This is a genomic window from Massilia sp. PAMC28688 (genome assembly GCF_019443445.1).
Taxonomy (GTDB): domain Bacteria; phylum Pseudomonadota; class Gammaproteobacteria; order Burkholderiales; family Burkholderiaceae_D; genus Telluria_A.
Window position 1 is genome coordinate 2,139,374 of sequence record NZ_CP080378.1, and the last position, 21,791, is coordinate 2,161,164.

The 21,791-nt window shown below is 60.8% G+C and carries 20 protein-coding genes; 12 read left to right on the forward strand and 8 right to left on the reverse strand.

Annotated features, from left to right (window positions below; translation table 11 throughout):
• Positions 1-197 precede the first annotated feature (197 nt).
• Complete coding sequence (locus KY495_RS09615) at positions 198-2,813, forward strand: PKD domain-containing protein (protein WP_219883420.1); 2,616 nt, start codon at positions 198-200, stop codon at positions 2,811-2,813.
• An 81-nt stretch (positions 2,814-2,894) separates the two neighbouring features.
• Here KY495_RS09615 and KY495_RS09620 read toward each other — a convergent pair whose 3' ends face one another.
• Positions 2,895-3,380 carry an asparaginase domain-containing protein gene (locus KY495_RS09620; RefSeq protein WP_219883421.1) on the reverse strand — a complete coding sequence of 162 codons (486 nt, stop codon included), beginning with the start codon at positions 3,378-3,380 and terminating at the stop codon, positions 2,895-2,897.
• A 146-nt stretch (positions 3,381-3,526) separates the two neighbouring features.
• Here KY495_RS09620 and KY495_RS09625 point away from each other — a divergent pair, with 146 nt between their 5' ends.
• Positions 3,527-4,291 carry an L-asparaginase gene (locus tag KY495_RS09625; protein WP_219883422.1) on the forward strand — a complete coding sequence of 255 codons (765 nt, stop codon included), beginning with the start codon at positions 3,527-3,529 and terminating at the stop codon, positions 4,289-4,291.
• Here KY495_RS09625 and KY495_RS09630 read toward each other — a convergent pair.
• Positions 4,288-5,283: a D-2-hydroxyacid dehydrogenase family protein gene (locus KY495_RS09630; protein WP_219883423.1), complete on the reverse strand. Its 996-nt coding sequence runs from the start codon at positions 5,281-5,283 to the stop codon at positions 4,288-4,290. The genes KY495_RS09625 and KY495_RS09630 overlap by 4 nt on opposite strands.
• Positions 5,284-5,620: 337 nt before the next feature.
• On the opposite strand from KY495_RS09630, the gene KY495_RS09635 reads away from it, so the two are divergent.
• Together KY495_RS09635 and KY495_RS09640 are read left to right on the forward strand one after the other, a co-directional pair.
• Positions 5,621-7,486: a phosphoenolpyruvate carboxykinase (GTP) gene (locus KY495_RS09635; RefSeq protein WP_219883424.1), complete on the forward strand. Its 1,866-nt coding sequence runs from the start codon at positions 5,621-5,623 to the stop codon at positions 7,484-7,486.
• A gap of 136 nt (positions 7,487-7,622) precedes the next feature.
• Positions 7,623-8,171, forward strand: coding sequence for a hypothetical protein (locus KY495_RS09640; RefSeq protein ID WP_219883425.1), 549 nt, complete (start codon positions 7,623-7,625; stop codon positions 8,169-8,171).
• On the opposite strand, the gene KY495_RS09645 is transcribed toward KY495_RS09640, so the two are convergent.
• Complete coding sequence (locus KY495_RS09645) at positions 8,172-8,642, reverse strand: hypothetical protein (protein ID WP_219883426.1); 471 nt, start codon at positions 8,640-8,642, stop codon at positions 8,172-8,174.
• A gap of 2 nt (positions 8,643-8,644) precedes the next feature.
• Complete coding sequence (gene uvrA / locus KY495_RS09650; RefSeq protein ID WP_219883427.1) at positions 8,645-11,494, reverse strand: excinuclease ABC subunit UvrA; 2,850 nt, start codon at positions 11,492-11,494, stop codon at positions 8,645-8,647.
• A 282-nt stretch (positions 11,495-11,776) separates the two neighbouring features.
• Here uvrA and ssb point away from each other — a divergent pair, with 282 nt between their 5' ends.
• Entirely contained in the window at positions 11,777-12,268 is a 492-nt protein-coding gene (gene ssb, locus KY495_RS09655) for a single-stranded DNA-binding protein (RefSeq protein ID WP_219883428.1), read from the forward strand.
• Positions 12,269-13,440: 1,172 nt separating this feature from the next.
• Here the strand turns inward: ssb and KY495_RS09660 are convergent.
• Positions 13,441-13,770, reverse strand: a complete 330-nt coding sequence (locus KY495_RS09660) for a hypothetical protein (protein WP_219883429.1) — start codon at positions 13,768-13,770, stop codon at positions 13,441-13,443.
• 372 nt (positions 13,771-14,142) lie between these two features.
• On the opposite strand from KY495_RS09660, the gene KY495_RS24375 reads away from it, so the two are divergent.
• The 4 genes from KY495_RS24375 (at position 14,143) to KY495_RS09680 (ending at position 17,162) form a co-directional block, all read left to right on the forward strand.
• The gene (locus KY495_RS24375) at positions 14,143-14,295 is read left to right on the forward strand and encodes a serine hydrolase (protein ID WP_219883430.1); all 153 of its coding nucleotides are present in this window, start codon (positions 14,143-14,145) and stop codon (positions 14,293-14,295) included.
• A 125-nt stretch (positions 14,296-14,420) separates the two neighbouring features.
• Entirely contained in the window at positions 14,421-15,182 is a 762-nt protein-coding gene (locus KY495_RS09670; protein ID WP_219883431.1) for a serine hydrolase, read from the forward strand.
• Between the two features lie 46 nt (positions 15,183-15,228).
• Positions 15,229-16,005: a PEP-CTERM sorting domain-containing protein gene (locus KY495_RS09675; protein WP_219883432.1), complete on the forward strand. Its 777-nt coding sequence runs from the start codon at positions 15,229-15,231 to the stop codon at positions 16,003-16,005.
• 806 nt (positions 16,006-16,811) lie between these two features.
• Entirely contained in the window at positions 16,812-17,162 is a 351-nt protein-coding gene (locus tag KY495_RS09680; protein WP_219883433.1) for a VOC family protein, read from the forward strand.
• A gap of 64 nt (positions 17,163-17,226) precedes the next feature.
• Here KY495_RS09680 and KY495_RS09685 read toward each other — a convergent pair whose 3' ends face one another.
• A complete protein-coding gene (locus KY495_RS09685; protein WP_219883434.1) occupies positions 17,227-17,529 on the reverse strand; it encodes a hypothetical protein in 303 nt (100 codons plus the stop codon).
• 111 nt (positions 17,530-17,640) lie between these two features.
• Positions 17,641-17,817 (reverse strand): DUF3606 domain-containing protein, encoded by a 177-nt coding sequence (locus KY495_RS09690; protein WP_219883435.1) that lies wholly within the window; start codon positions 17,815-17,817, stop codon positions 17,641-17,643.
• A 203-nt stretch (positions 17,818-18,020) separates the two neighbouring features.
• On the opposite strand from KY495_RS09690, the gene KY495_RS24030 reads away from it, so the two are divergent.
• From KY495_RS24030 to KY495_RS09700, 3 genes are read left to right on the forward strand one after another with little or no spacing between them, the layout of a single operon-like run.
• A complete protein-coding gene (locus KY495_RS24030) occupies positions 18,021-18,629 on the forward strand; it encodes a DUF4254 domain-containing protein (protein WP_229518557.1) in 609 nt (202 codons plus the stop codon).
• Complete coding sequence (locus tag KY495_RS24035; RefSeq protein ID WP_229518558.1) at positions 18,626-19,432, forward strand: glycosyltransferase family A protein; 807 nt, start codon at positions 18,626-18,628, stop codon at positions 19,430-19,432. The genes KY495_RS24030 and KY495_RS24035 overlap by 4 nt, the downstream gene beginning before the upstream one ends.
• The gene (locus tag KY495_RS09700) at positions 19,429-20,499 is read left to right on the forward strand and encodes a glycosyltransferase family 9 protein (protein ID WP_219883436.1); all 1,071 of its coding nucleotides are present in this window, start codon (positions 19,429-19,431) and stop codon (positions 20,497-20,499) included. The genes KY495_RS24035 and KY495_RS09700 overlap by 4 nt, the downstream gene beginning before the upstream one ends.
• Before the next feature lie 67 nt (positions 20,500-20,566).
• Here KY495_RS09700 and KY495_RS09705 read toward each other — a convergent pair whose 3' ends face one another.
• Positions 20,567-21,598, reverse strand: coding sequence for a glycosyltransferase family 9 protein (locus KY495_RS09705; RefSeq protein ID WP_229518559.1), 1,032 nt, complete (start codon positions 21,596-21,598; stop codon positions 20,567-20,569).
• Positions 21,599-21,791 lie beyond the last annotated feature (193 nt).

Consider the following 21,791-nt stretch of genomic DNA (forward strand, 5'->3'; position numbering starts at 1 on the left):
GAACGGGACAAATGTCAGGCGAAAGCCGACGTAGTCGATGCAGGCGCGCCACCCGGAAAACTGCCTGCCTTCCTTAGCAGATAATCCGGCCCTGTTTCAGCACCGGATTTTTTTGCTTTTTGGTATCAATTTCAGTGCATGTTGAACGATTATTAATGTACTATCCGACCACCTCTATTTCCATGAATAAAAAGATCATGTTTGCTAAGAATTTCAGCCAGCGCAGTCGCTTGGCTTGTGCGGCAGCCCTTGCACTGGCCGTCCTGACTGGCTGCGGTGGCGGTGGCGGTGGCGACAGTTCCCCACCGGTAGTTAACAATGCTGCGCCGGTCACGACCATGCTGTTGTCGGGGGTGGTCAGTGCCGGCGTGGATGGCGCCGACGCGACCACTGGCCTGACCAACGAATTGATCCTCAGCGGCAGCAGCAGCACCGATGCCAACGGCGACACCCTGACTTACAAGTGGTCGATTGTCAGCAAGCCGGCAGGCAGCGTCCTGGCCCTGGCGCAAGATACCAACGTCAAGCAGGTCATCCGCGCCGACATTGCCGGCACGTACGTGCTGGCACTGCGCGTGACGGACAGCAAAGGCGCGTTTTCGGAGAAAAAGGTCACGATCCTGGTGCATGACAATGTGGCACCGGTCAGCAACGTGGTCGTCACGGCGACCTATGCCGGACAAACCACCACCGCACCGACGCAGTCCCTGCATGTTGGCTCGGCCGTGGTGCTGGACGCCAAAGGCAGCCGCGATGCTGATGGCGACGCTGTCACCACCACCTGGACCATGCTGGAAAAGCCGGCCGGCAGCGCCGCCAGTCTTGCCATCGATGGCGCCATCAGCCGCTTCGTGGCCGACGCTGCCGGTCTGTACAAGGTGCGCGCCCATGGTGTCGATCCCAAAGGCGCCTATAGCGAAACCGTTTACACATTCAATGCCGATAACAATGCGCCGACGACCGTCATGGTGGCATCGGCAATTCCTGCTGTGGCCAGTGAAGGCTACAAGCTGACCGTGCCGTCGGGCTATCTGGTCTCCCTTGAAAGCAGCAGCTGGGGCCACAACGGCGGTACGGTCAGCCACGCCTGGACCCTGGTGAGCAAGCCTGAAACGAGCCAGTCGATCCTGTCGACCACAGGTACGGCAATCGCCCAGATCAAGCCTGACGTACTGGGCCAGTATGTCCTGCGACTGACGGCGACCGACGCTGCCGGCGCCATCAGCTCGCAGCTGTCCACCATTACCGTCAAGAACCATAGCCCGCTTAGCTACCTGTACAGCAATGTCGCCCCGGTGGCCATGCAGCATGGCCCCGCGGTACGCCTCGCGCTGAACAGCCCGGTAACGCTGCGCAGCAGTAACAGCACCGATGCCGACGGCGATACCCTGACCCATACCTGGACGCTCACCGGCAAGCCGAGCGCCAGCAAGGCCGAGCTGTCGGCCACCACCGGCACCGAGGTCCAGCTCTCCGCTGACGTCGCCGGGGCGTATGTCGTCCTCCTGCGGGTGACCGACAGTCAAGGTGCGTATTCCGAAAAGAGCATGACGTTCAATGCCGGCAGCTACCCGCCGGTGGCCGTGATCGACAAAAATTTTGCCACGGTCTTGCTGGGCAATGCAGCATCGGCGTCGGCCGCCTTGAGCTTTGACCAGGATAGTGGCGCCCTGACCTACAGCTGGGCAATTGATTCCGCCCCGGCCGGCTCCACCGCCACCATTGCAGCGCCGGCCGCCGCCAATCTGGCGTTCACGCCCGACGTGGCTGGCGAGTATACCGCGTCGGTCACGGTCAGCGATGGCGTCAATACCAACGTCGGCTACCTGACCATTCGCGCCCTGGCCAGCATGGTGGCCAATGTGGAACTGAATTTCATGCCGCTCGAAGCGCGTTACAGCAAGGGCCTCGATCAACTGGTGGTCCTGAGCACCAATCCAAATGCAGTCAAGATCGTCAATCCGTTTTCCGGCCTGGTCAAGACCGCGGTGTTGCCAAGCGCCGGTGTGTCGCTCAATCTGAGTCCGGACGGCACGCTGGCGCTGGTGGTGCAGCAAAACATCGTCAGTCTGATCGACGTCAGCACCGGCACCCTGATCCGTTCCACGTCAACCGATGCCGCTTACAGTGAAGGCTTCGTCAACAACAGCGGCATTGCCCATTTGCTTGGCCGTTCAGTCTATACCTCCGGCTCGTATGGCATGGCCATTCTTGACGCCCGTACCGGGACCGACATGACTGCAGCGCTGCAATCGTCGAACTCCTTGTACCTGACCGAGAACTACCGCGGCCTGTATGCGGCCAAGCGCAACCGCGTTTTCCTGAGCCAGAATTCGGGTTACATCACATCGCTGGAAATTGACGGCGCCACCGGCAAGGTTGGCGCGGCCACCAATTCCGGCTACCTTTATGAAACCACGGGCCAGCTGTACATGACGGACAATGAAGACATCCTGTTCACGTCCAGCGGAACCATGTACCGCGCCGATACCTTGAAGAGTGCCGGCAAGCTCACGTTCACCGGCCTGGTCCAGTCCCTGAGCCACTCGTCTAGCAATGACGAAACCTTGATCATGCCGTACACGTTCGACTACTACAATGCCAACGGCCGGACATACTCCTCGTCCATCCATCGCTACGTGGGCGGACTGTTCGTTGCCGATACCAACCTGGCGCTGCCGGCCATCAACGGCCAGCAAAGCTACGGCATCCAGATCCATCACAGTGCGGCGGGACGGCATGTCGCCCTGGTGCAGACCATGAGTGCCAACCAAAACGGTGCAGGGCTGAAGTACTACGTCCTCGTCCGCTAGGTACGTATTATCGGGGCTGTGGACCCCTCGATTTTGCCAAAGCCGGTCACTTCGCGAGAATGGCCGGCTTTTTGCTTGTGTTCAGAGCGGCTGGAACACGCCCGCACTGCGGTTCTTGGTCACGTTATCCCAGGTGAACACCTGGCCATTCATGGCCACATACACGCCGGCCGGCAAGGTCTGGGCGGCGGCGCTGGCAAAGCCCAGGTTGAACAGCGCATCCGAATTGGCGATTTCATAGGGGATCATGGCGCCGGTCAGGACGATGGTCTTGCCGAGGCTGGCGCTGCCAAGCACGGCGGCCGTATCCTTCATGGTGTCGGTACCGTGCACAATCACAATGGCTGATTCCGGCGCGCCCCGGCACGAAGTAAGTACCCGCTCGCGGTCCACGTCCTGCATGTCCAGCGAATCGAGCAGCGGCAGGATTTCCAGCTCCACAGGAATGGTCATGCGGGTGCGCGCCAGCACTTGGGGCAGGTGGCTGTCGGCAAAGCCGAGCGTGCCGTTCAATTCGTTATAGTGTTTGTCAAAGGTGCCGCCGGTGGCGATGATGCGCAAGCTCATGGTCGAAAGTTCCGATGGAAAAGAGCTTCATGATACCTTCTGGCCTCTGCGCTGTCGAAATCACAAGGTGTGCACCTCCGTTTGCGGCTGCGCTAGAATCGCTGGCTTGCGCATCAGTACACTGGTTTTTTTTGCCCACATCCGTCATGAAAGCCTTAGCCCCAGGAACCGTCATCTTCCATCGCCATCGCGGCTATGGCGTCATTACGCACGTCAATTTACTGACCGGATGGATCTCGGCCCGCTTCGGCAGCGAAGCGCGCACGCTTGACCTGAACCTGTCCAGCGACGACGTGCAACATGCCGACGGTGAAGCAATCCGGTTTCGCCGCACGCCGCCCGAACGCATGCCCCACGCCCGCCTGATGCAGATGGTGCGCAGCCTGCACCAGGCCGGCTACCAGAAGCTGTATCTGTATTCCTGGCCCAAGCCATCCGGCCTGCACTGGCGCTGGCACCTGTTTACAGGGCAGCGTGACTGGATGCAGCGGCCCTGGCGCGAGGGCTGGTACGGCTCGGGCGCCGAATACAACAATAATCCCGTGATGGGCTGGGGCGATTCGCCCGGCGCCACCACCGACGAGCTGATCCACGCACTGGCGCGCTTCGATCCGCAGGGGCTGGCGCAGGCACTGGGCCGGGATGAAGACCATACCGCCTGGTTCGCCCAGGTATGCGACGCTTTGCTGCCCGGCTACATGTACAGCCTCGACATGGAAGGCAGGGCCGGCAGCGGGCACGAGGCCCCTCCGGTTCCCGTCATTGCCGTGCGTGCCGGCCTGGCGCCGTACAGCGGCCCCGCCATCGGCTGGCCGCCCGGCTGGGCCGGCTTGTGGACCCGGGCCCACGTGATGCCGGCGCCGACGGTTAACCTGACCGGCATTCCCCGGCTGCCGGAAACCTCCGACTAGGGCCGCTTGCCCAGTGCCTCGGGGTTGAGGATGCCGGTCGGCTTGCCTGCCGCATAGTTGACGATGTTTTCAAAGGCGGCGCGAAAATACGTTTCGTAGCTGTCCTGTTCCACATAGCCCAGGTGGGGCGTGGCCAGCACGGTCGGTATTTTCAGCAGCGGATGATCGGGCGCGGCCGGTTCACTTTCATACACATCAATGGCCGCCATGCCGGGGCGGCCGGCGCGCAGGGCCGCCTCCAGCGCCCCCTCCTGCAGCAGCTCGGCGCGGCTGGTGTTGACCAGCAAGGCGTCGTGCTTCATGCGCGCCAGGTCCTGCGCCGTGACGATGGCACGGGTGGCGTCGCCCAGCCGCAGGTGCAGGCTGAGCACGTCCGCCTCCCCGAACAGCGCCTCGCGCGAGGCGGCCGCCTCGTACCCGTCGCTCTCGGCCGCCGCCCGGCCCGCTGCCGATCCCCACACCAGCACGCGCATGCCGAACGCGCGGCCATAGCCTGCCACCAGCCGGCCAATGTTCCCGTAGCCCCAGATGGCCAGGGTGCGGCCACGCAGGGACCGCCCCACGCCATTGAGTACCGGGTTGATGGAGGCGGTCTGCCACAGACCATCGCGAAAGTTGTTGGCATACGGTACCAGGCGCCTGCTGGCCGCCATGATCAGGGCCCACGTCAATTCGGCCGGCGCAACCGGCGAGCCAATTCCTTCCGCTATCGCAATACCGCGTTCCGTTGCGGCGCTAACATCAATGTGCCCGCTGACCTTGCCGGTCTGGGAAATGAGCCTGAGGTTGGGCAGCCTGGCCAGTACCTGGCGACTCAAGGCGGTGCGTTCGCGGATGAGCACGAGGGCGTCAAACGGTGCCAGCCGAATCGCCAGCTGGCCGGCACCGCGCGCGGAATTGGTGAACACCTTGACCTCATGTCCGTGCAAAAGCTGAAAACAGTCGAGCTGGCGGACGGCATCCTGGAAGTCATCAATTACGGCAATTTTCATGGAAATTAACAGAAGTTAGCGCGCAAGGCGTAGGTAAATAACAGGATCACGGGTTTTCGGAATAGCCTACTACATTGGTCGACTATTATTACTACATTTCGGTTCAAATCACGTGTTGGCAGGTGTACAATCGGCGCGAAATCAAGGTTTTGTCCGGCCCCGATGCCGTCAAAACCAGCACGACCGTTCCACCTGGCCCCTCATGAAAGGGGCTGTCGACAAGACCGCCGTACCGCCGGACCATCCTTGCGATCGGGTTCCTGAGCGCAAGCCACAAGCTGACGACGATCCTGCCGTGCCGGGACTAGAAAGAATTCTTATTGGCATTGGAGGTATTATGAATCAGCCCGTTATGGGTGGCGTTGCAGTCCTGGACGTCCCAGCTTACATCAAGCATCAAAAGCTCATCAATTGGGTCCGTGAAATCGCGGGCCTGACCAAGCCTGAGCGCATTTACTGGTGCGATGGCTCACAGGAAGAGTACGACCGCCTGTGTGCAGAAATGGTGGCTGCTGGCACCATGAAAAAACTCAACGAAGCAAAACGCCCCGGTTCCTACCTGGCCTGTTCCGATCCGACCGATGTGGCGCGCGTGGAAGACCGCACCTATATCTGTTCGGCCACCAAAGAGCAGGCAGGCCCCACCAACAACTGGATGGCGCCGGCAGAAATGCGCACCACCCTCAATGGCCTGTTCGACGGCTGCATGCGCGGACGCACCATGTACGTGGTCCCGTTCTCCATGGGCCCGCTGGGTTCGCCTATCGCCCACATCGGCGTCGAGCTGTCCGATTCGCCTTACGTTGCCGTCAACATGCGCATCATGACGCGCATGGGCAAGGCCGTCTACGACGTGCTGGGGACCGATGGCGACTTCGTGCCGGCCGTGCACACCGTGGGCGCTCCCCTGGCCGCCGGCCAGAAGGACGTGCCATGGCCATGCAACCCCACCAAGTACATCGTCCACTATCCTGAGACGCGCGAAATCTGGTCCTACGGTTCCGGCTACGGCGGCAACGCGCTGCTGGGCAAGAAGTGCTTTGCGCTGCGCATCGCCTCCAATATGGGCTTCCAGGAAGCGCAGAACGGCGGCACCGGCTGGCTGGCCGAACACATGCTCATTCTCGGCGTGGAGTCGCCCGAAGGCAAGAAGCACTACGTGGCGGCGGCATTCCCGTCCGCTTGCGGCAAGACCAATTTCGCCATGCTGATCCCGCCCGGCAGCTTCAATGGCTGGAAAGTGACCACCATCGGCGACGACATCGCCTGGATCAAGCCCGGTGCCGATGGCCGCCTGTACGCGATCAATCCGGAAGCGGGCTACTTCGGCGTTGCCCCCGGCACCAACACCAAGACCAACAGCAACTGCATGGCGTCGATGGACAAGAACACCATCTTCACCAACGTGGCGCTGACCGACGACGGCGACGTGTGGTGGGAAGGCCTGACCAAGGAAGCGCCTGCGCACCTGATCGACTGGCAGGGCAAGGACTGGACCCCGGCGTCCGGCACCAAGGCTTCGCACCCCAACGCGCGCTTTACCGTGGCTGCGACCCAGAACCCGGTGATCGATCCGGCCTGGGACGATCCTGCGGGCGTGCCGATTTCGGCCTTCATTTTCGGTGGCCGCCGTTCGACCACGGTGCCGCTGGTAACCGAAGCGCGCAACTGGACCGAAGGCGTGTACATGGCTGCCACCATGGGTTCGGAAACCACCGCCGCCGCTGCCGGCCAGATGGGCATTGTGCGCCGCGACCCGTTCGCCATGCTGCCCTTCATTGGCTACAACATGAGCGATTACTTTGCCCACTGGCTCAACCTGGGCAAGAAGATCGGCGAAAAGAACCCGGCCGCGCTGCCGAAGATTTACTGCGTCAACTGGTTCCGCACCGATGCCGACGGCAAGTTTGTCTGGCCTGGCTTTGGCGACAATATGCGCGTGCTCAAGTGGATGCTCGAGCGCATCGACGGCACCGCCGGCGGCACCGAAAACGTGTTTGGCACCACCCCGAACTATGCCGACCTGAACTGGGACGGCCTCGATTTCACCCAGGAGCAGTTCGACACGATCACCTCGATCGACAAGGACGCCTGGCAAGAAGAACTCAAGCTCCACTCGGAGCTGTTTGAGAAGCTTGCGTACCACCTGCCACAAGAACTGGTGGACACGAAAGCAGCACTCGAAAAGCGCCTGGCGTCATAAGCGGCGAGCTCTTTTCGATCAAGGCGCGTCTTCGGATGCGCCTTTTTTTTCGCCCACCCGGCTGCGTGGTGACAAAGCACGCAACTTGCGCGCCCGGTTCATGGCAAGATACGCATTTGCAGCAGAACCGAATATCATGCAGATGCAATTATTTTGTGCAGCTTTGGCATGTGCGCTTGTTGTTACCGACGCCCGTGCAGCTGAAAAAGAAAAGTCACCCGAAGAGATCAAGCGCGGCATCGTGGACGCCGTGCGCCGCTACGCCAACGCCATCTCCTGCCCCGGCGTCAAGGTGAGGACTGACGACGCGCTGGCACTGATCCCGGTGGAAGACGACGAGCGCATGCTGCCCAAGTATGTGGTGCTGTGGTCGGGCGACCTGGGATGCTTCGGCGGCGCCGGCATCGAGGCCACGCACCTTGCCGTGGCCACCATCAGCAGCGGCAAGTACATCGTTGACCCGCGCCTGTCCTCGCCCGTGGTGACGTTTGAAAGCCCGGTGCGCTTCGTCAAGCGCGTGGTGAGCTACACCCCCGACAGTATGACCCTGCAGGGCAATGTCTTCGGTCCCCAGGACCGGCGCGACCCGTCCATTCCCGTGCGCTTCACGGTCAAGGTGGACGACAAAGGAAACTGGATCATGACCGACAAGCGGGTGCTGCCGCTGGGGACTGCCGGCGGCTGATTAGGCCGTCACTTCGCGCCTGGCGCCCGTCCACGTGTCGAATACGCGCCGATGCCAGGCGTACGAGCAGCGGTCGGTGCGCACATAATAGTCGGCCACCCAGTCCAGCAAAAACGGCAGCATGCTGTCCTGCTGTTCTTTCGATGCGTACTTGTGTGGCTCCCAGGGCCGCCGGCCATTGTTGGCCAGGCAGGCCGCACGCCCCGGATTCATGAATACCAGCTCCGTGCATGAAGGCAGGGCGGCCTCCACCAGGTCGCCGTAGCAGCCTTCCACCACCCAGGCCGCGTGCCTTTCGGTGAAAGCGCGCAGGTCGGCCAGCACATCTGACTGCGGCCGTTCCACCGCCACCAGTCCAGGCACGAACACGATGGTGTCGAGGTCGAGATGGGCTATGCCATGCTGCGCCGCCAGCGCGCGCGCGTGCCACGACTTGCCCGAACCCGAATTGCCCATGATGAGCACGCGCATGCTCAGGCCTTGAGCAAGGGTCCCAGGTATTTGCCGGTGACGCTGTCCGGATTTTTCGCCACGTCTTCCGGCGTGCCGGCGGCGATGATCTGGCCACCGCCCGCGCCGCCTTCCGGTCCCAGGTCCACGATCCAGTCCGCGGTCTTGATCACGTCCAGGTTGTGCTCGATGATCACCAGTGTATTGCCCTGGTCGCGCAGGCGGTGGATCACCTTGAGCAGCAGGTCAATGTCATGGAAATGCAGGCCCGTGGTCGGCTCGTCCAGGATGTACAGCGTGCGGCCGGTATCGCGCTTGGACAGCTCCAGCGACAGCTTGACACGCTGCGCCTCGCCACCGGACAGCGTGGTGGCGCTCTGCCCCAGCTTGATGTAGCCAAGGCCCACGTGGAGCAGCGTTTGCAGCTTGCGCGCGATGACCGGCACCGCCTTGAAGAATTCGTGCGCATCCTCCACCGTCATGTCCAGCACTTCGGTGATGTTCTTGCCCTTGTAGTTCACTTCCAGCGTTTCGCGGTTATAGCGCTTGCCGTGGCAGACATCGCACGGCACGTACACGTCCGGCAAAAAGTGCATCTCCACCTTGGTCACGCCATCGCCCTGGCACGCTTCGCAGCGGCCGCCCTTGACGTTGAACGAGAAGCGCCCGGCGCTGTAGCCGCGCTCCTTGGCCGACGGCACGCCCGAGAACAGGTCGCGGATCGGCGTGAACACACCGGTGTAGGTGGCCGGGTTCGAGCGCGGCGTGCGCCCGATGGGCGCCTGGTCGACCGAGATCACCTTGTCGAAGTGTTCCAGGCCGCTGATCGAATCGTGCGGCGCAGGCTCCGTCTGCGAGCCGTACAGGTGGCGCGACAGGGCGGGATACAGCGTGTCGTTTACCAGCGACGACTTGCCCGAACCCGATACGCCGGTCACGCAGGTGAGCAGGCCCACCGGCAGCTTGAGGGACACCTTTTTCAGGTTGTTGCCGGTGGCGCCCGTGATGACAAGCTGGCGATTGGGATCGGCCACATGGCGCTTCTTGGGCACTGCGATCTTGAGCGCGCCGCTCAGGTACTTGGCGGTCAGGGACTTCTTGTTCTTCATGATGTCCTTGAGCGTGCCTTCGGCGATGATTTCGCCGCCATGCACGCCCGCGCCAATGCCCATGTCGACAATATAGTCGGCGGTGCGGATCGCGTCTTCATCATGTTCCACCACCAGCACGCTGTTACCGATGTCGCGCAGGTGCTTGAGCGTGTCGATCAGGCGGTCGTTGTCGCGCTGGTGCAGGCCGATGGATGGTTCGTCGAGCACGTACATCACGCCGGTCAGGCCCGAGCCGATCTGCGAGGCCAGGCGAATGCGCTGCGCTTCGCCGCCGGAGAGCGTGTCGGCGCTGCGGTCGAGCGACAGGTAATCGAGGCCCACGTTATTGAGAAACTGCAGGCGCGAGACGATTTCCTTGATCACGCGGTCGGCAATGTCCTTCTTGGCGCCCTTGAGGGTGAGCTTTTCAAAGAACTCCAGGCACTGGCGCAGGGGCTTCCTGGCCACTTCATAAATGGCGCGCTGCTGCTTGCCGGTGCCGACCTTGACGTTGCGCGCCTCGATGCGCAGGCGCGCGCCGTCACAGGCCGGGCACTGTTTTTCGTTGATGAACTTTGCCAGTTCTTCCTTGACCGCCATCGAATCGGTTTCGCGGTAGCGGCGCGACAGGTTGGTGACCACGCCTTCGAACGTATGCTCGCGAACCACCGTGCGACCGCGCTCGTTCACATAGGTGAACGGGATGGTGGTCTTGCCGGAGCCGTGCAGCACCGCCTGCTGCGCCGACTCGGGCAGCTTTTCAAACGGCGTGTCGATGTCGAATTCGTAGTACGCGGCCAGATTGGACAGCATCTGGAAGTAGAACTGGTTGCGGCGGTCCCACCCCTTGACGGCGCCTGACGCGAGCGACAGGTTGGGGAAGGCGACGATGCGGCGCGGGTCGAAAAACTCGATGTGGCCCAGGCCATCGCATTCTTGGCAGGCGCCCATCGGGTTATTGAAGGAGAACAGGCGCGGTTCGAGCTCCTGCAGCGAGTAGCCGCAGGTGGTACAGGCGAACTTGTTGGAGTAGACGTGCTCCTCGCCGCCTTCCATTTCAAGTACCACTGCGCGGCCGTCGGCCAGGCGCAGGGCAGTCTCGAAGCTTTCGGCCAGGCGCTGCTTGATCTCGGCATTGACCTTCACGCGGTCGATGACGACGTCAATGGTGTGCTTCTCGGTCTTTTTCAGCTTGGGCAGGTCGTCGATCTCGTAGATCTTGGCCGCGTGGGTGCCGCTCTGGATACGAAAACGAACGAAGCCCTGGGCCTGCATCGATTCGAACAGGTCGGAATGCTCGCCCTTGCGGTTGGCCACCACGGGTGCCAGGATCATGAGCTTGGTGTCTTCGGCCATGTCGAGCACCGCGTCCACCATTTGCGACACTGTCTGCGCAGCGAGCGCATGGTCCGGGTGGTTCGGGCAGTAGGGCGTGCCCACGCGCGCGTACAGCAGGCGCAGATAGTCGTGAATCTCGGTGACCGTGCCGACGGTGGAACGCGGATTGTGCGAGGTGGCTTTCTGCTCGATGGAGATGGCAGGCGACAGGCCTTCGATCAGGTCCACATCGGGCTTTTCCATCAGTTGCAGGAATTGGCGCGCGTAGGCCGAGAGCGACTCGACATAGCGGCGCTGGCCCTCGGCATACAGCGTGTCGAACGCAAGCGAAGACTTGCCGGAGCCGGACAGGCCGGTGATCACGATCAGCTTGTTGCGGGGCAGGTCGAGATTGATGTTCTTCAGGTTGTGCGTACGTGCGCCGCGGATGCGGATCTGTTCCATGTATAGGGCCTTAAACGGGTCAGCTAGTACTATAGCCGTGAATCGAAAGCGATGCCTGCGGCCGCCACGGCTGCTGTGTTCGCAGGCGGGCGGATCGCGTATTGAGATAAATCAGGGAAATTGGCGGCATGAATACTGTATATAATACCAGTATTCATGCCAGGCGCAAACGGATGACGGACGCACAATAACCTCCTGCAACCGGGGGTGGGTGACATATAATCCACGTCTGGCAAAAATTATCGTGCTGTGGTGTTAGCCACGGTCCTACAGGAGTATTTCATGGCATCAGTCAACAAAGTCATCATCGTCGGTAATCTGGGTCGCGATCCCGAGATCCGCTACATGCCGAGCGGAGACGCAATCGCCAACATCGCCGTGGCAACCTCGTACAAATCAAAAGACAAGAACACGGGCGAGCAGCGCGAGACCACCGAGTGGCACCGCATTTCCTTCTTTGGCCGCCTGGCCGAGATCGTCGGCCAGTACCTGAAAAAAGGTTCCTCGGTGTATGTGGAAGGCCGCCTGCAGACGCGCAAGTACACCGACAAGGATGGTGTGGAAAAATACGCGACCGACATCGTGGCTGAAAACATGCAGATGCTGGGCGGACGCCAGGGCATGGGCGGCGGCGACAGCATGGATGACGGCGGCGGCTATGAAGCCCCGCAGCGCCAGGCACCGCAACGCCAGGCGCCACCGGCACCGGCCGCACGCCCGGCACCAAAGCCGGCGCCGAACTTCTCGGATATGGATGACGACATTCCGTTCTAAGACTTACCTTACTTTTTGTTGATTAAGGCCTGTTCTCCGAGAAGAGAACAGGCTTTTTCTTTACCCACACTTGCTTGTGTGGTTAAGAGCGCCTAACAAAACCTCTCGACATACCTCCAACAGATGAGTGAGCAGGCAGGCGAAAGAAGCGCTTGGTGGATGTCCGCTCGCGCCCCGAAGCGGACGTCCGCATTATGACGTTGCTCGATCAAATAATTACCCCTGTGCATCGGGTGGGACTCTGCCAACCTCTGAAAGCTGTTGTAACAGCGCGGGCAAGTAGGTCTGATCAATTTCAAATTCAAACTCTAGCTTGTTTCCGTAGCAGGCTACGTACCAAGCACTCCCGTTGACTTCGATACCTCCTCGCCCGTTTCCCTCTAGCGTGAGCATGAGTTGCTCATCCCTAGGCCAGAGTCGAGCTGTACCGCTGAGCTGGTCATAGAGCGTTTCAAGCTCAACCGCGAAACGTCGGAAATCGGCGTCTTCGAAATGAGCAGATATTGAAGCGCTGAAGCCCCGTACTCTGACCTCAACATCACAGATCACCCAGTCATCAGTTGGGTGACGATAGCGAATGTCTATCCCGACGAACTCCGAGTGGTTTCCGATACGTAGTGGGTACACAAGCCTCCCCCTGAATGATTTTGCCCGGCTCTTTCCGACCGATGGTTCTTGGCCGATTTGGGACGTTCGCGAAGGGCCGTGGCGCGGGTTCTAGAGGGTCGAATGCTCCGGCTACCTCGGCGCTTTCGCGCTTTTATACAGCCTGGGCCGATCTCTGCCGTTCGGCATGATATCAGTTGCGAGGATGCAAGAGCACGAGGCGGTCTCGACAGGCAGCTATCGCCCCATTCCGGACATTCGAAATTCCAGTTCTCATTTCTAAGTATTGCTTTCAACTGCTTCTATCGCTGCTTTAAGCAGCCGCACTAGCTCTTTGGCCTGCGTAACGTCCAGTTCTACTTCAGTGTGACCAGTGACGTCCGCGTTCGAAATGCTATCGTCGGAGATGTCTGTAGTCCGTCTATCGTGGTCCGGATGAAGGTTCCATACTTCAATGTTGACGTGTCCTGGGTGAATATTAGGAAGCACCTCGACAAAGCCAGACCTGTACGAAACACCTTTGCAGTAAATTTTTGGGGATTGCTGCACCTAGCGAGCGGCGCGGGTTACATAGCTGACTCAGCAATACGAGCTAGTCCTGGAGTGATCCAAGAATATACAACATGTATTTGCGAGCCAACCGGAGGTCCAGATTCGAATGGCGCAACAAACACGTAGTCTCGAACTGTGATCACGCTGTGAGTTCCCCCGTGCGTGAATTCGGCCACTACTTCCCACAGGTGACCATCAGTGGCTCTCGATTCGACAACCGTGGCAACAGTATCGATACCTTGCTTTTTCAAGTGAAAAAGTTCTAGGCGTCTTTTGACCATGCACCACGCTCCTATGCCCAGCGCTCCAATCGCAGCAGCGATGCCAACGCTAAAATCACTCATATACTCTCCGGTGAGGTGACCGCATGCCCCAACTCGCCGCCGACTGCTCCCCAACATTCTTCGGCGACAATGTCTTCGATTGCGTGTAGCAACATTACCTTCAGATCCATCGGGACTGCAACCCATCCCCAAGCGCTTCGAACCTCATCAAGCAGCTGCATGCTCCACTCCACGCCATCTATTTCGCCTCGGCCGTACTCGCAATGGCTGGTGGCGTCTCGACAAGCGTCAACGCGTTCGCCACCTATGCGCGCAGCAGCCCAAACCGCGTGACTGACCGCATGCTTGCCTCGTTGGTCACAGGCAACGGCGTCCCCGGAATGAGGCCTGCCGTCGTGGTCGATGGGGTGCCGGTCTGGCGGGAGCGCGGGAATGCGCAATCTCGAAGCTGGCGAGCCGGTCGACCACCATACCATGTTTCGCTTAGCGAGCGTGTCCAAGCCCGTCACGGCAACCGCCGCCGCGAAACTTGGCCAAGAGGGCAGGCTGGATACGCCCCAGTCCAATCCAGGCTATCGTGGCTGAAGGCCCCGTGGGCACCGCTCACACCGCGACAGCTTGCGGCTCATACCTCGGGCCTGCCGCATTATCAGGATGTCGACACGGGACGGGGTGCGAAGCACTACGACTAGGTCCGCGCGGCAGTGGATATGTTGGCCGATCGCCCGTTGCTGACAGCCCCGAACGCTGCATACCATTACTCTTCCTGGGGCTATACGTTGCTTCGCGCCGTGATCGAAGCGGATGCTGGAAAAAGCTTCCTCGATTACATCGGCGATGAGGTTACGCCCGGCCTAGCCATCAGTGCGGACGCGTCCGATCACGGCGACACAAAAGCATCGGAAGCGTACGAGTTTGCTGACGGCCGTGCGGTGCGGTTGACAACGCACGACATGAGCTATACCTGGGGAGGCGGAGGTCTGGCGGCGCCGCGTGAAGCAATTGCGCTGTTTGGAAGTCGCGTCATGAATGGCAAAGTCGTCTCGCCCAAGACGTTTAAGGCGATGCTGGAACTCGCGCGATTAGCCGATGGCTCCGTGGTCCGCGAGCGTGAGTACGAGGTGGGCTTCGGCTGGCGCACGAGCCGGGGCGTAAATAGCGATATGATCGCCCATCATGCGGGAGTGACTGGCGGGGCACGCAGCGCGCTAGTTCTCTGGCCATCGAGTCGGATCAGCGCAAGCGGCCTGTCCAATGCGCAGCGGACGTCTTCGATTGAGACGACAGTGGAGATGCTGGCGGCACCGTTCCAGCAAAAAAACTTTACGGGCGACCAGCCGACCGCCCGCTGCCCGGTGGATGCCCTCGCCTATAAAGGCGAATTTGATGGTGAGCGGTTTCGGTTTGGTCGCAATATGCCATTCGTTTTCCTGTCAGTGTGGGCAGGTCTGATGTTTGCCTTTGCAATGTAGGTCCCGAAAAATTATTGCTACGGAAAAAAGGATTTGAAAAAATTTCATGTTCTTGTACAATAGTCAATTCACTTTATCAAGAAAGATTGCGTCGATGCCTCACTTATTTTCGAAACTCGGGTTGCTGAAGCACGGCGTAATTTTGATGGCAATGGCTTGTTTCGCCAGCGCCGCCAATGCTACCTTGATGACTTACACAACCAGCGGAACCATTCAATCTGGCAAAGATTTCGCCGGTAACTTTAGCCACGGCGTGGCGGGACGTGACCTGGCCGGCTTACATTATTCGCAGAGCCTGACGTTTGACCCGTCGCTCATCGCAAGCCAAATTATGCCCCCTTCCGATCACACGCATGTCACAGGGCCCATGCATTCTGGCATGCCGGTTTCCACTATCACGATTGGCGACGTTTCGGTTTCGTATGTGCTGGACAAGAATTTGTCGGGCCAAGTGTCCTTGATTAATTTTCTGACGCTGGGCGATACCCAACGTTTTGATGGTGTGGTGTTCGGCGCCGGCGGGCACACCGCCGACTGGAACTATGTGTGGGCCACTTCAAGCGTGTACAGCCATAAGCACGCATATGGACTTGGCCTCGGTCTTTACCAGAACTGGTCGTATGAGGTCCCGGCCGATGACCGCAAGTATCCCGATTCATATGTGATGATGTATGGCCCCTGGGGACCTACCCAGCTTGAATATTATGGAATAGCCGAGACCGTATCTATGCAGATCGCGAGCGATGTGCCTGAACCGTCATCGGTCCTGTTGCTCGCGATGGGAATCGGCCTGTTGGCTGCGCGACGCAGGCCACAGGCCTGACCCTGTCGGAGCAGGATAGTAGCTTGCAAGCTAGAAAAATCCTTGGCCGTTTGCGAATGACAGGTTGAATCTAAGGCCGAAAGCGGCCTGTCGAGGGATAATAGCACCTTGCCAAGTGGAAAGCATCCCAACGCGTAAGCCCCCCAAGCTTGCTAGTACGAGGTATTGTTAGGCGTTCTAAGTCGAGCCGTGGTTAACGGGTACTTGGTTGGTAAATTCAGGCAGCGCTCGGCCGTCCCATCGGGAACCGCAAGGACTCACGCGCAACTGATTATCGCAATAACATTCAGCTTTATGAAAAGTTCACGGAACGTGAAAATTTAATTTCTTGAATTTTCATCATAGACAGCAACGCGGTTGCTTTACCGGTACTTATTTTTTGGGGCTGGATAGACGGCTGATGGCCAGTACAAATACACTTGATGCACTAAGAAAAATCATCGAATGAGACTTCGACAGGCTTTTGACCGAAATGATCAAGCCTGGACGCCACCTTGAGAACGCAGAAGAGCGAGTGTTCTCGCCGCTACGCTTACTGCAGCACGCACTCAGGCAAAAAAATTGGACGGGCAATTTCGAGGGGGTACAGGGCCCAGCAGGACACTCGATGTTGGCCTGGCCTCCCAGCGCAGGACCAGATGGAATTCCGGGACTGTTACCCACGTGATCAGTCACTCGGTCACTACGATGACTTGCCCGCGCGCGGCGAATTTTCCCTATAATTTTCTTGCCGGTCCGGCGACACTCTCACCGGATACCCCGTGCAGTAGCCCACTCCCACACATTCAATCTCATGCGGAGGCCTGATGGCCGTCAAACGGATTGTTGCCAATTTCGCGACCAGTAATCCTGCTGGTGTCGATGCCTTCTATCGCGAAATCTTCGGATTGGACCTGGCCATGGACCATGGCTGGATCCGGACCTTTACTGCCGCCGCCAGCATGCAGGTGCAGGTCAGCTTTGCAAGTGAAGGCGGATCGGGCACGCCTGTTCCGGACCTCTCGATCGAAGTGGACGACCTGAAATTGGTGCTTGAACGGGTCAAGGCATCAGGCATCGCTGTCGAATACGGTCCGGTCAACGAGCCATGGGGCGTGCGGCGCTTTTATGTCCGCGATCCCAATGGCAAGCTGCTCAACGTCTTGCAGCATGCCTAGGCCAGTGCCATGGCTGCCGATCTGATTCGCCGATTGGCGGCGCCTGAAAACGCGATCGAGCTGGCTACACCTTGATGGAAATGGCGATCCGGAACTCGGGCTGAAACTGGTCTTCGGCACGGCGGCCAGAACTGCGGCGCCGGCCCTGGGGCGTGCGCGTGTCGAGAAAGGCAGACTGTTCCTTTTCGCGCCGTTCATTGACGCGGCGGTCCCCCTGCATCCGGCGCTCGTACCTGGGCGGACCGGCGAGGCCGGCAGCCGGCAACTTGGCCGGCATGCCCGGGTCGGGGCGACGCTGGACCGGCGCCACGCTCGGCTGCGCCGGCGGCGGACGTTCGACATAGCTAATCACTCTTAGCGGAAGCATGCTGTTCACTCATGGGAAAATGGCTCATCCCCATTTACGACGCTCGCGCAGAAAACTTTAGCTATTTTTACATTGAAGTTGTCAAAAAAATGGAGCCGAAGCTCCACCGTGCTACTTCTGCAGGCGCTGGCGGACCGCCGTCACGCTGGGCCCGACTTCCTTGACGATTTCCTGCAGTCGCTCCTTGTTGACGCCGAGGGTTTCCGTCCAGTAACGTACCTCCCACTCTTCGTTGACGTTGATGCGCGCCCGGTCCTGGGGACCGGCATTTTGCAGATTGTCAGCCATGATTGCCTCCTGTGAAGATGATTTCGGTGACGCCAAGAATGTCAGCGCGGGGCGCTGCGTTCAGTACGATGACGCACGCATGTACGACATCCCGTACCCCGCTTGCGTTCGCGCAAGCGTGGCAGGCGAACCTGGACAAGCAAGCCGCGCTCCAATGCTTACCTGGCCGGCGGATCGCGCGGCCGCCCATCCTGGAGAGCGATATGCTGACGCAGTTCGATGCCCTCAACATTATTGCGTTTCACGAAGAAGCCTTGCGCGATGCAGAATGGCCGGACGGCACCAGCGATCCCTTGACCCCCGGCGCGTGGTATTGGGTCCATGCCAATCATCGCTACAACACCCTGCTATGGCGAGAAGAAGACAAGGCCAGGCGCACGGACGTGGGGCCGGCTGCCATTGCGCTGAGCAAACGGCTCATTGACCGGCACAACCAGCGCCGCAATGACGCCGTCGAGGCGATGGACGAGGCAATATTGGCTACCCTGCCGCACGTGTCACCGCAGGCCGGCGCGCGCCTGAGCAGCGAGACAGCGGGCGCCATGATTGACCGGCTGTCCATACTGGCACTAAAGATTTTCCACATGGCCATCCAGGCGCACCGCACCGATGCCGGTGACCGCCATGCAGCGACTTGCCGCATCAAGCTCGAACGGCTCGGCACGCAGCGCCATGACCTTGCCCTGTGCCTCGACCAGTTGCTTACCGAAGCAGCACGCGGCGAGGCGTACTTCAAGATGTACCGTCAGTTCAAGATGTACAACGATCCTGATCTCAACCCCTACCTTTACCGTCCAGGGCGCAGGCAATGAGCGACGTGCTCGATGTGCTCATTCCTACCTGTAACCGCGCGAGTGCGCTGGCGGTAACGCTGTGCGCGCTGGCGGCGCAGACGCTGCGGCATTTTCGTATCATCATTTCCGATCAATCCGATGGGCCAGGCATCGTGGCCGCACCAGAGGTGCAGGCTGTCACACGCTTCCTGCGCGTGCAGGATATCGATGTGGTGGCCCTGCGCCACCTGCCCCGGCGGGGCATGGCGGAGCAGCGCGCGTTTTTACTGGCGCAAGTGACCGCGCCCTTTTGCCTGTTTCTCGATGACGATGTCATCGTCGAGCCCAGTCTGCTTGCGCGCATGCTCGACACCATCCGGCGCCGCCGGTGCGGGTTCGTCGGCAGCGCGCTGCACGGTCTCAGCTATCTTGGCGAGCGGCGTCCGGCGCACGAAGCCATTACTTTCTGGGACGGGGAAGTGCTGCCGGAAACCATACGGCCGGGCACCCAGGCGTGGGAACGCCATCATCTCCATAGCGCAGCCAATCTGTACCACGTGCAGCGCAGGCTTGAACTGACCGTGCGCGACGCCCGCTGCTACCGGGTGGCGTGGGTCGGCGGCTGCGTGCTGTTCGATACGGGCAAGCTGCGCGACTGCGGCGGCTTTGATTTCTGGCCAGATTTGCCGGCGGATCATGCGGGCGAGGATGTCCTGGCGCAGCTGCGCGTCATGGCGCGGTTTGGCGGGTGCGGCCTGATTCCATCCGGGGCGTATCACATGGAACTGCCCACCACCTTGCCGGTGCGCTCGGTCGATGCGCCGCAGCTACTGTGGCCATGACTGGCTACCTTGTGCGTGATGTGCGCCGCATCGCCGTGCTGCGCCCGAACGCGGTGGGCGACTTCGTGTTTTGTTTGCCGGCCTTGCATGCTCTCCGGCATCGCTACCCGCGTGCGGAGATTACCTACCTCGGTCTGCCGTGGCACGCCTCCTTTCTTGCCGGGCGTACCGGCCTGGTTGACCATGTCGTGGTGGTCCCCCCGATTGCCGGCATCACGGCGCCGGCAATCGGTTCATGCGATGGCCGGGAGCAGACCCTGTTCATCGACCAGATGCGCGCACAGCGCTTTGACCTGGCACTGCAGATGTATGGCGGCGGGCGCTATGCCAACCCCCTGGTCCGGCAGCTCGGTGCGCGCTTGACTGCGGGAATGCGCACGGCGGACGCGGCGCCGCTGGACCGCACCATCGCTTACGCAGGCCCTGTCAATCGCCGGCTGCAATTGCTGGAAGTCGCCGCGCTGGCGGGGGCCAGCTACTGGCCCATGAAGCGTGAGCTCGAAGCCACCGCAGCCGACCTGCAACTGTCGCGTGACTTGATACCCGATGAGGACGGACGACGGCTGGTGCTCATCCAGCCCGGTGCCAGCGACCCGCGCCGGCGCTGGCATCCCCAGCGTTTCGCTGCCGTGGCCGACGCGCTAGCAGCGGCGGGAGCGCGCGTCGTCATCAATGGCTCGGAGCGGGAAAGGCCTCTTGCCCACGCGGTTGCGGGGCGCATGCGTCACGGCGTCATCAACATTGCTGGCAAGGCCACGCTTGCGGCCCTGGTGGGAACGCTCGCTCGCTCAGCGCTGGTGGTGTCCAACGACACCGGACCACTGCACCTGGCGCTGGCACTGGGGCGGCCATGCGTGGGCATTTATTGGCTGACGAATCTGCTCGAATCGGCCCCCCTGCAGCAGGATCACCATCGTGCCATATTGGCCTGTCGCTTGTCCTGCCCGGTATGCGGCGCAAACAATCTGGCAAAACGTTGCGCACATGACGCCAGTTTCGTCGACGATATTACGTTGGGCGAAGTGGTGGCGCCCGCCATTGACATGTTCCGGCGCGTCCTCGACTAAGCGGGCCGCGTCGCATCAGGCGCGGCGGCCCGACCTGTCGGCAGGGAAGGCCTTGCCGAGCCGCAGCTTACGCGTTCCTGCGCCACAGTTCGCGTGCATGCTGCACGACCTCCGCCAGCCGCTCCCCGTCGGGATCCCACAGGCAACGATGCAGCCGCTTGTCACCGGGCGACCAGCGGCCGATATCTGCCTTTGAGAAAATGATGACACTCGGCAGCCGCAGTGCTGCGGCGAGATGGGACACCCCCGTGTCGTTCGCAATGAGCATGCCGGCACGGCGAAAAATGGCGGCCATGGCGCCGATGGACATGGCCGACGTGGTGTTGATGGCAGGTGTCGTCATGTGCCGGATCACCTGCCCGGCCAGGTCCGCCTCCTGTGCCGACCCTGTCAGCACGATCGGTACCTTGAATTCCTGCGCCAGTGTGTCTGCAACTGCCGCAAACCGTGCAGGATGCCAGCATTTGTCGCGCCGGCGCGCACCGGGATGAATGCAGATGTACGGGCGATCGCCAAGCGCATCCGGAAACGAGGTTGCAGCGAGCTCGCCTTCGTCGTCGGTGGTGACGGGAAACTCCAGCTGGTCGCCGTCGGGTGCAACCCCGGCCGACGCCAGCAGCTTGAGCAGGCGCTGCACCTCGGTGCCATGGCCGGGATATGGCAGGAAGTGTTCGCCGGGCACGCATGTCTCGTCCCCATGCGCCACCATGCGGCGCGCGCCGAACGCGCGCGTGACCAGAGTGCTTTGAGGGCCGGCACCGTGCAGCTGGATAGCCAGGTCGAACCGCCGCGAGCGCATGGCAGCGTAGAAGCCGGCCAGCCGATCCTCCTGCACGGCCTGCTCCGGAAAGTCGGCATGTCCGGGAAAGGCAATAAATTCGTCAATATATGCGTGGAAACGCTGCACAAACTGGCCCGCCCACGGCAGGCCAACCAGCGCAATATGGGCAGATGGCAACTCGCGGCGCATGGCCCTGAAGGCAGGGACCGCGCACAGCATGTCTCCGAGCTGGAGCGCACGGAAAATGACCACCGTGGCAGGAACCTGGCGGTGGATGAAGGAGCTGCCCGTCATGCCGCCGCGCTCCCGCTGCTGCATGAGCCTTTCCGCCTGGATGGCCATGCCGGCCGGCTGCCCCGCCGTTTGGCACGGGCATCCTGCGGGGAAGCGATGCAGGGAAATGGCAATCCCTTGACCATGATGGCCTCCTGTTTCACACCGCAGTTGGAGTGGTGTTGGCGCGGATAGTTCACGATCTCCTGTTGAGAATCGCGCTATCATTCCAGGGTTC

Coding starts and splice junctions, on each gene's coding strand:
- KY495_RS09615 (WP_219883420.1), top strand. CDS start 198: ATGTTTGCTAAGAATTTCAGCCAGCGCAGTCGCTTGGCTTGTGCGGCA.
- KY495_RS09620 (WP_219883421.1), bottom strand. CDS start 3,380: ATGAGCTTGCGCATCATCGCCACCGGCGGCACCTTTGACAAACACTAT.
- KY495_RS09625 (WP_219883422.1), top strand. CDS start 3,527: ATGAAAGCCTTAGCCCCAGGAACCGTCATCTTCCATCGCCATCGCGGC.
- KY495_RS09630 (WP_219883423.1), bottom strand. CDS start 5,283: ATGAAAATTGCCGTAATTGATGACTTCCAGGATGCCGTCCGCCAGCTC.
- KY495_RS09635 (WP_219883424.1), top strand. CDS start 5,621: ATGAATCAGCCCGTTATGGGTGGCGTTGCAGTCCTGGACGTCCCAGCT.
- KY495_RS09640 (WP_219883425.1), top strand. CDS start 7,623: ATGCAGATGCAATTATTTTGTGCAGCTTTGGCATGTGCGCTTGTTGTT.
- KY495_RS09645 (WP_219883426.1), bottom strand. CDS start 8,642: ATGCGCGTGCTCATCATGGGCAATTCGGGTTCGGGCAAGTCGTGGCAC.
- uvrA (WP_219883427.1), bottom strand. CDS start 11,494: ATGGAACAGATCCGCATCCGCGGCGCACGTACGCACAACCTGAAGAAC.
- ssb (WP_219883428.1), top strand. CDS start 11,777: ATGGCATCAGTCAACAAAGTCATCATCGTCGGTAATCTGGGTCGCGAT.
- KY495_RS09660 (WP_219883429.1), bottom strand. CDS start 13,770: ATGAGTGATTTTAGCGTTGGCATCGCTGCTGCGATTGGAGCGCTGGGC.
- KY495_RS24375 (WP_219883430.1), top strand. CDS start 14,143: ATGCGCAATCTCGAAGCTGGCGAGCCGGTCGACCACCATACCATGTTT.
- KY495_RS09670 (WP_219883431.1), top strand. CDS start 14,421: ATGTTGGCCGATCGCCCGTTGCTGACAGCCCCGAACGCTGCATACCAT.
- KY495_RS09675 (WP_219883432.1), top strand. CDS start 15,229: ATGTTCTTGTACAATAGTCAATTCACTTTATCAAGAAAGATTGCGTCG.
- KY495_RS09680 (WP_219883433.1), top strand. CDS start 16,812: ATGGCCGTCAAACGGATTGTTGCCAATTTCGCGACCAGTAATCCTGCT.
- KY495_RS09685 (WP_219883434.1), bottom strand. CDS start 17,529: ATGCTTCCGCTAAGAGTGATTAGCTATGTCGAACGTCCGCCGCCGGCG.
- KY495_RS09690 (WP_219883435.1), bottom strand. CDS start 17,817: ATGGCTGACAATCTGCAAAATGCCGGTCCCCAGGACCGGGCGCGCATC.
- KY495_RS24030 (WP_229518557.1), top strand. CDS start 18,021: ATGCTGACGCAGTTCGATGCCCTCAACATTATTGCGTTTCACGAAGAA.
- KY495_RS24035 (WP_229518558.1), top strand. CDS start 18,626: ATGAGCGACGTGCTCGATGTGCTCATTCCTACCTGTAACCGCGCGAGT.
- KY495_RS09700 (WP_219883436.1), top strand. CDS start 19,429: ATGACTGGCTACCTTGTGCGTGATGTGCGCCGCATCGCCGTGCTGCGC.
- KY495_RS09705 (WP_229518559.1), bottom strand. CDS start 21,598: ATGCAGCAGCGGGAGCGCGGCGGCATGACGGGCAGCTCCTTCATCCAC.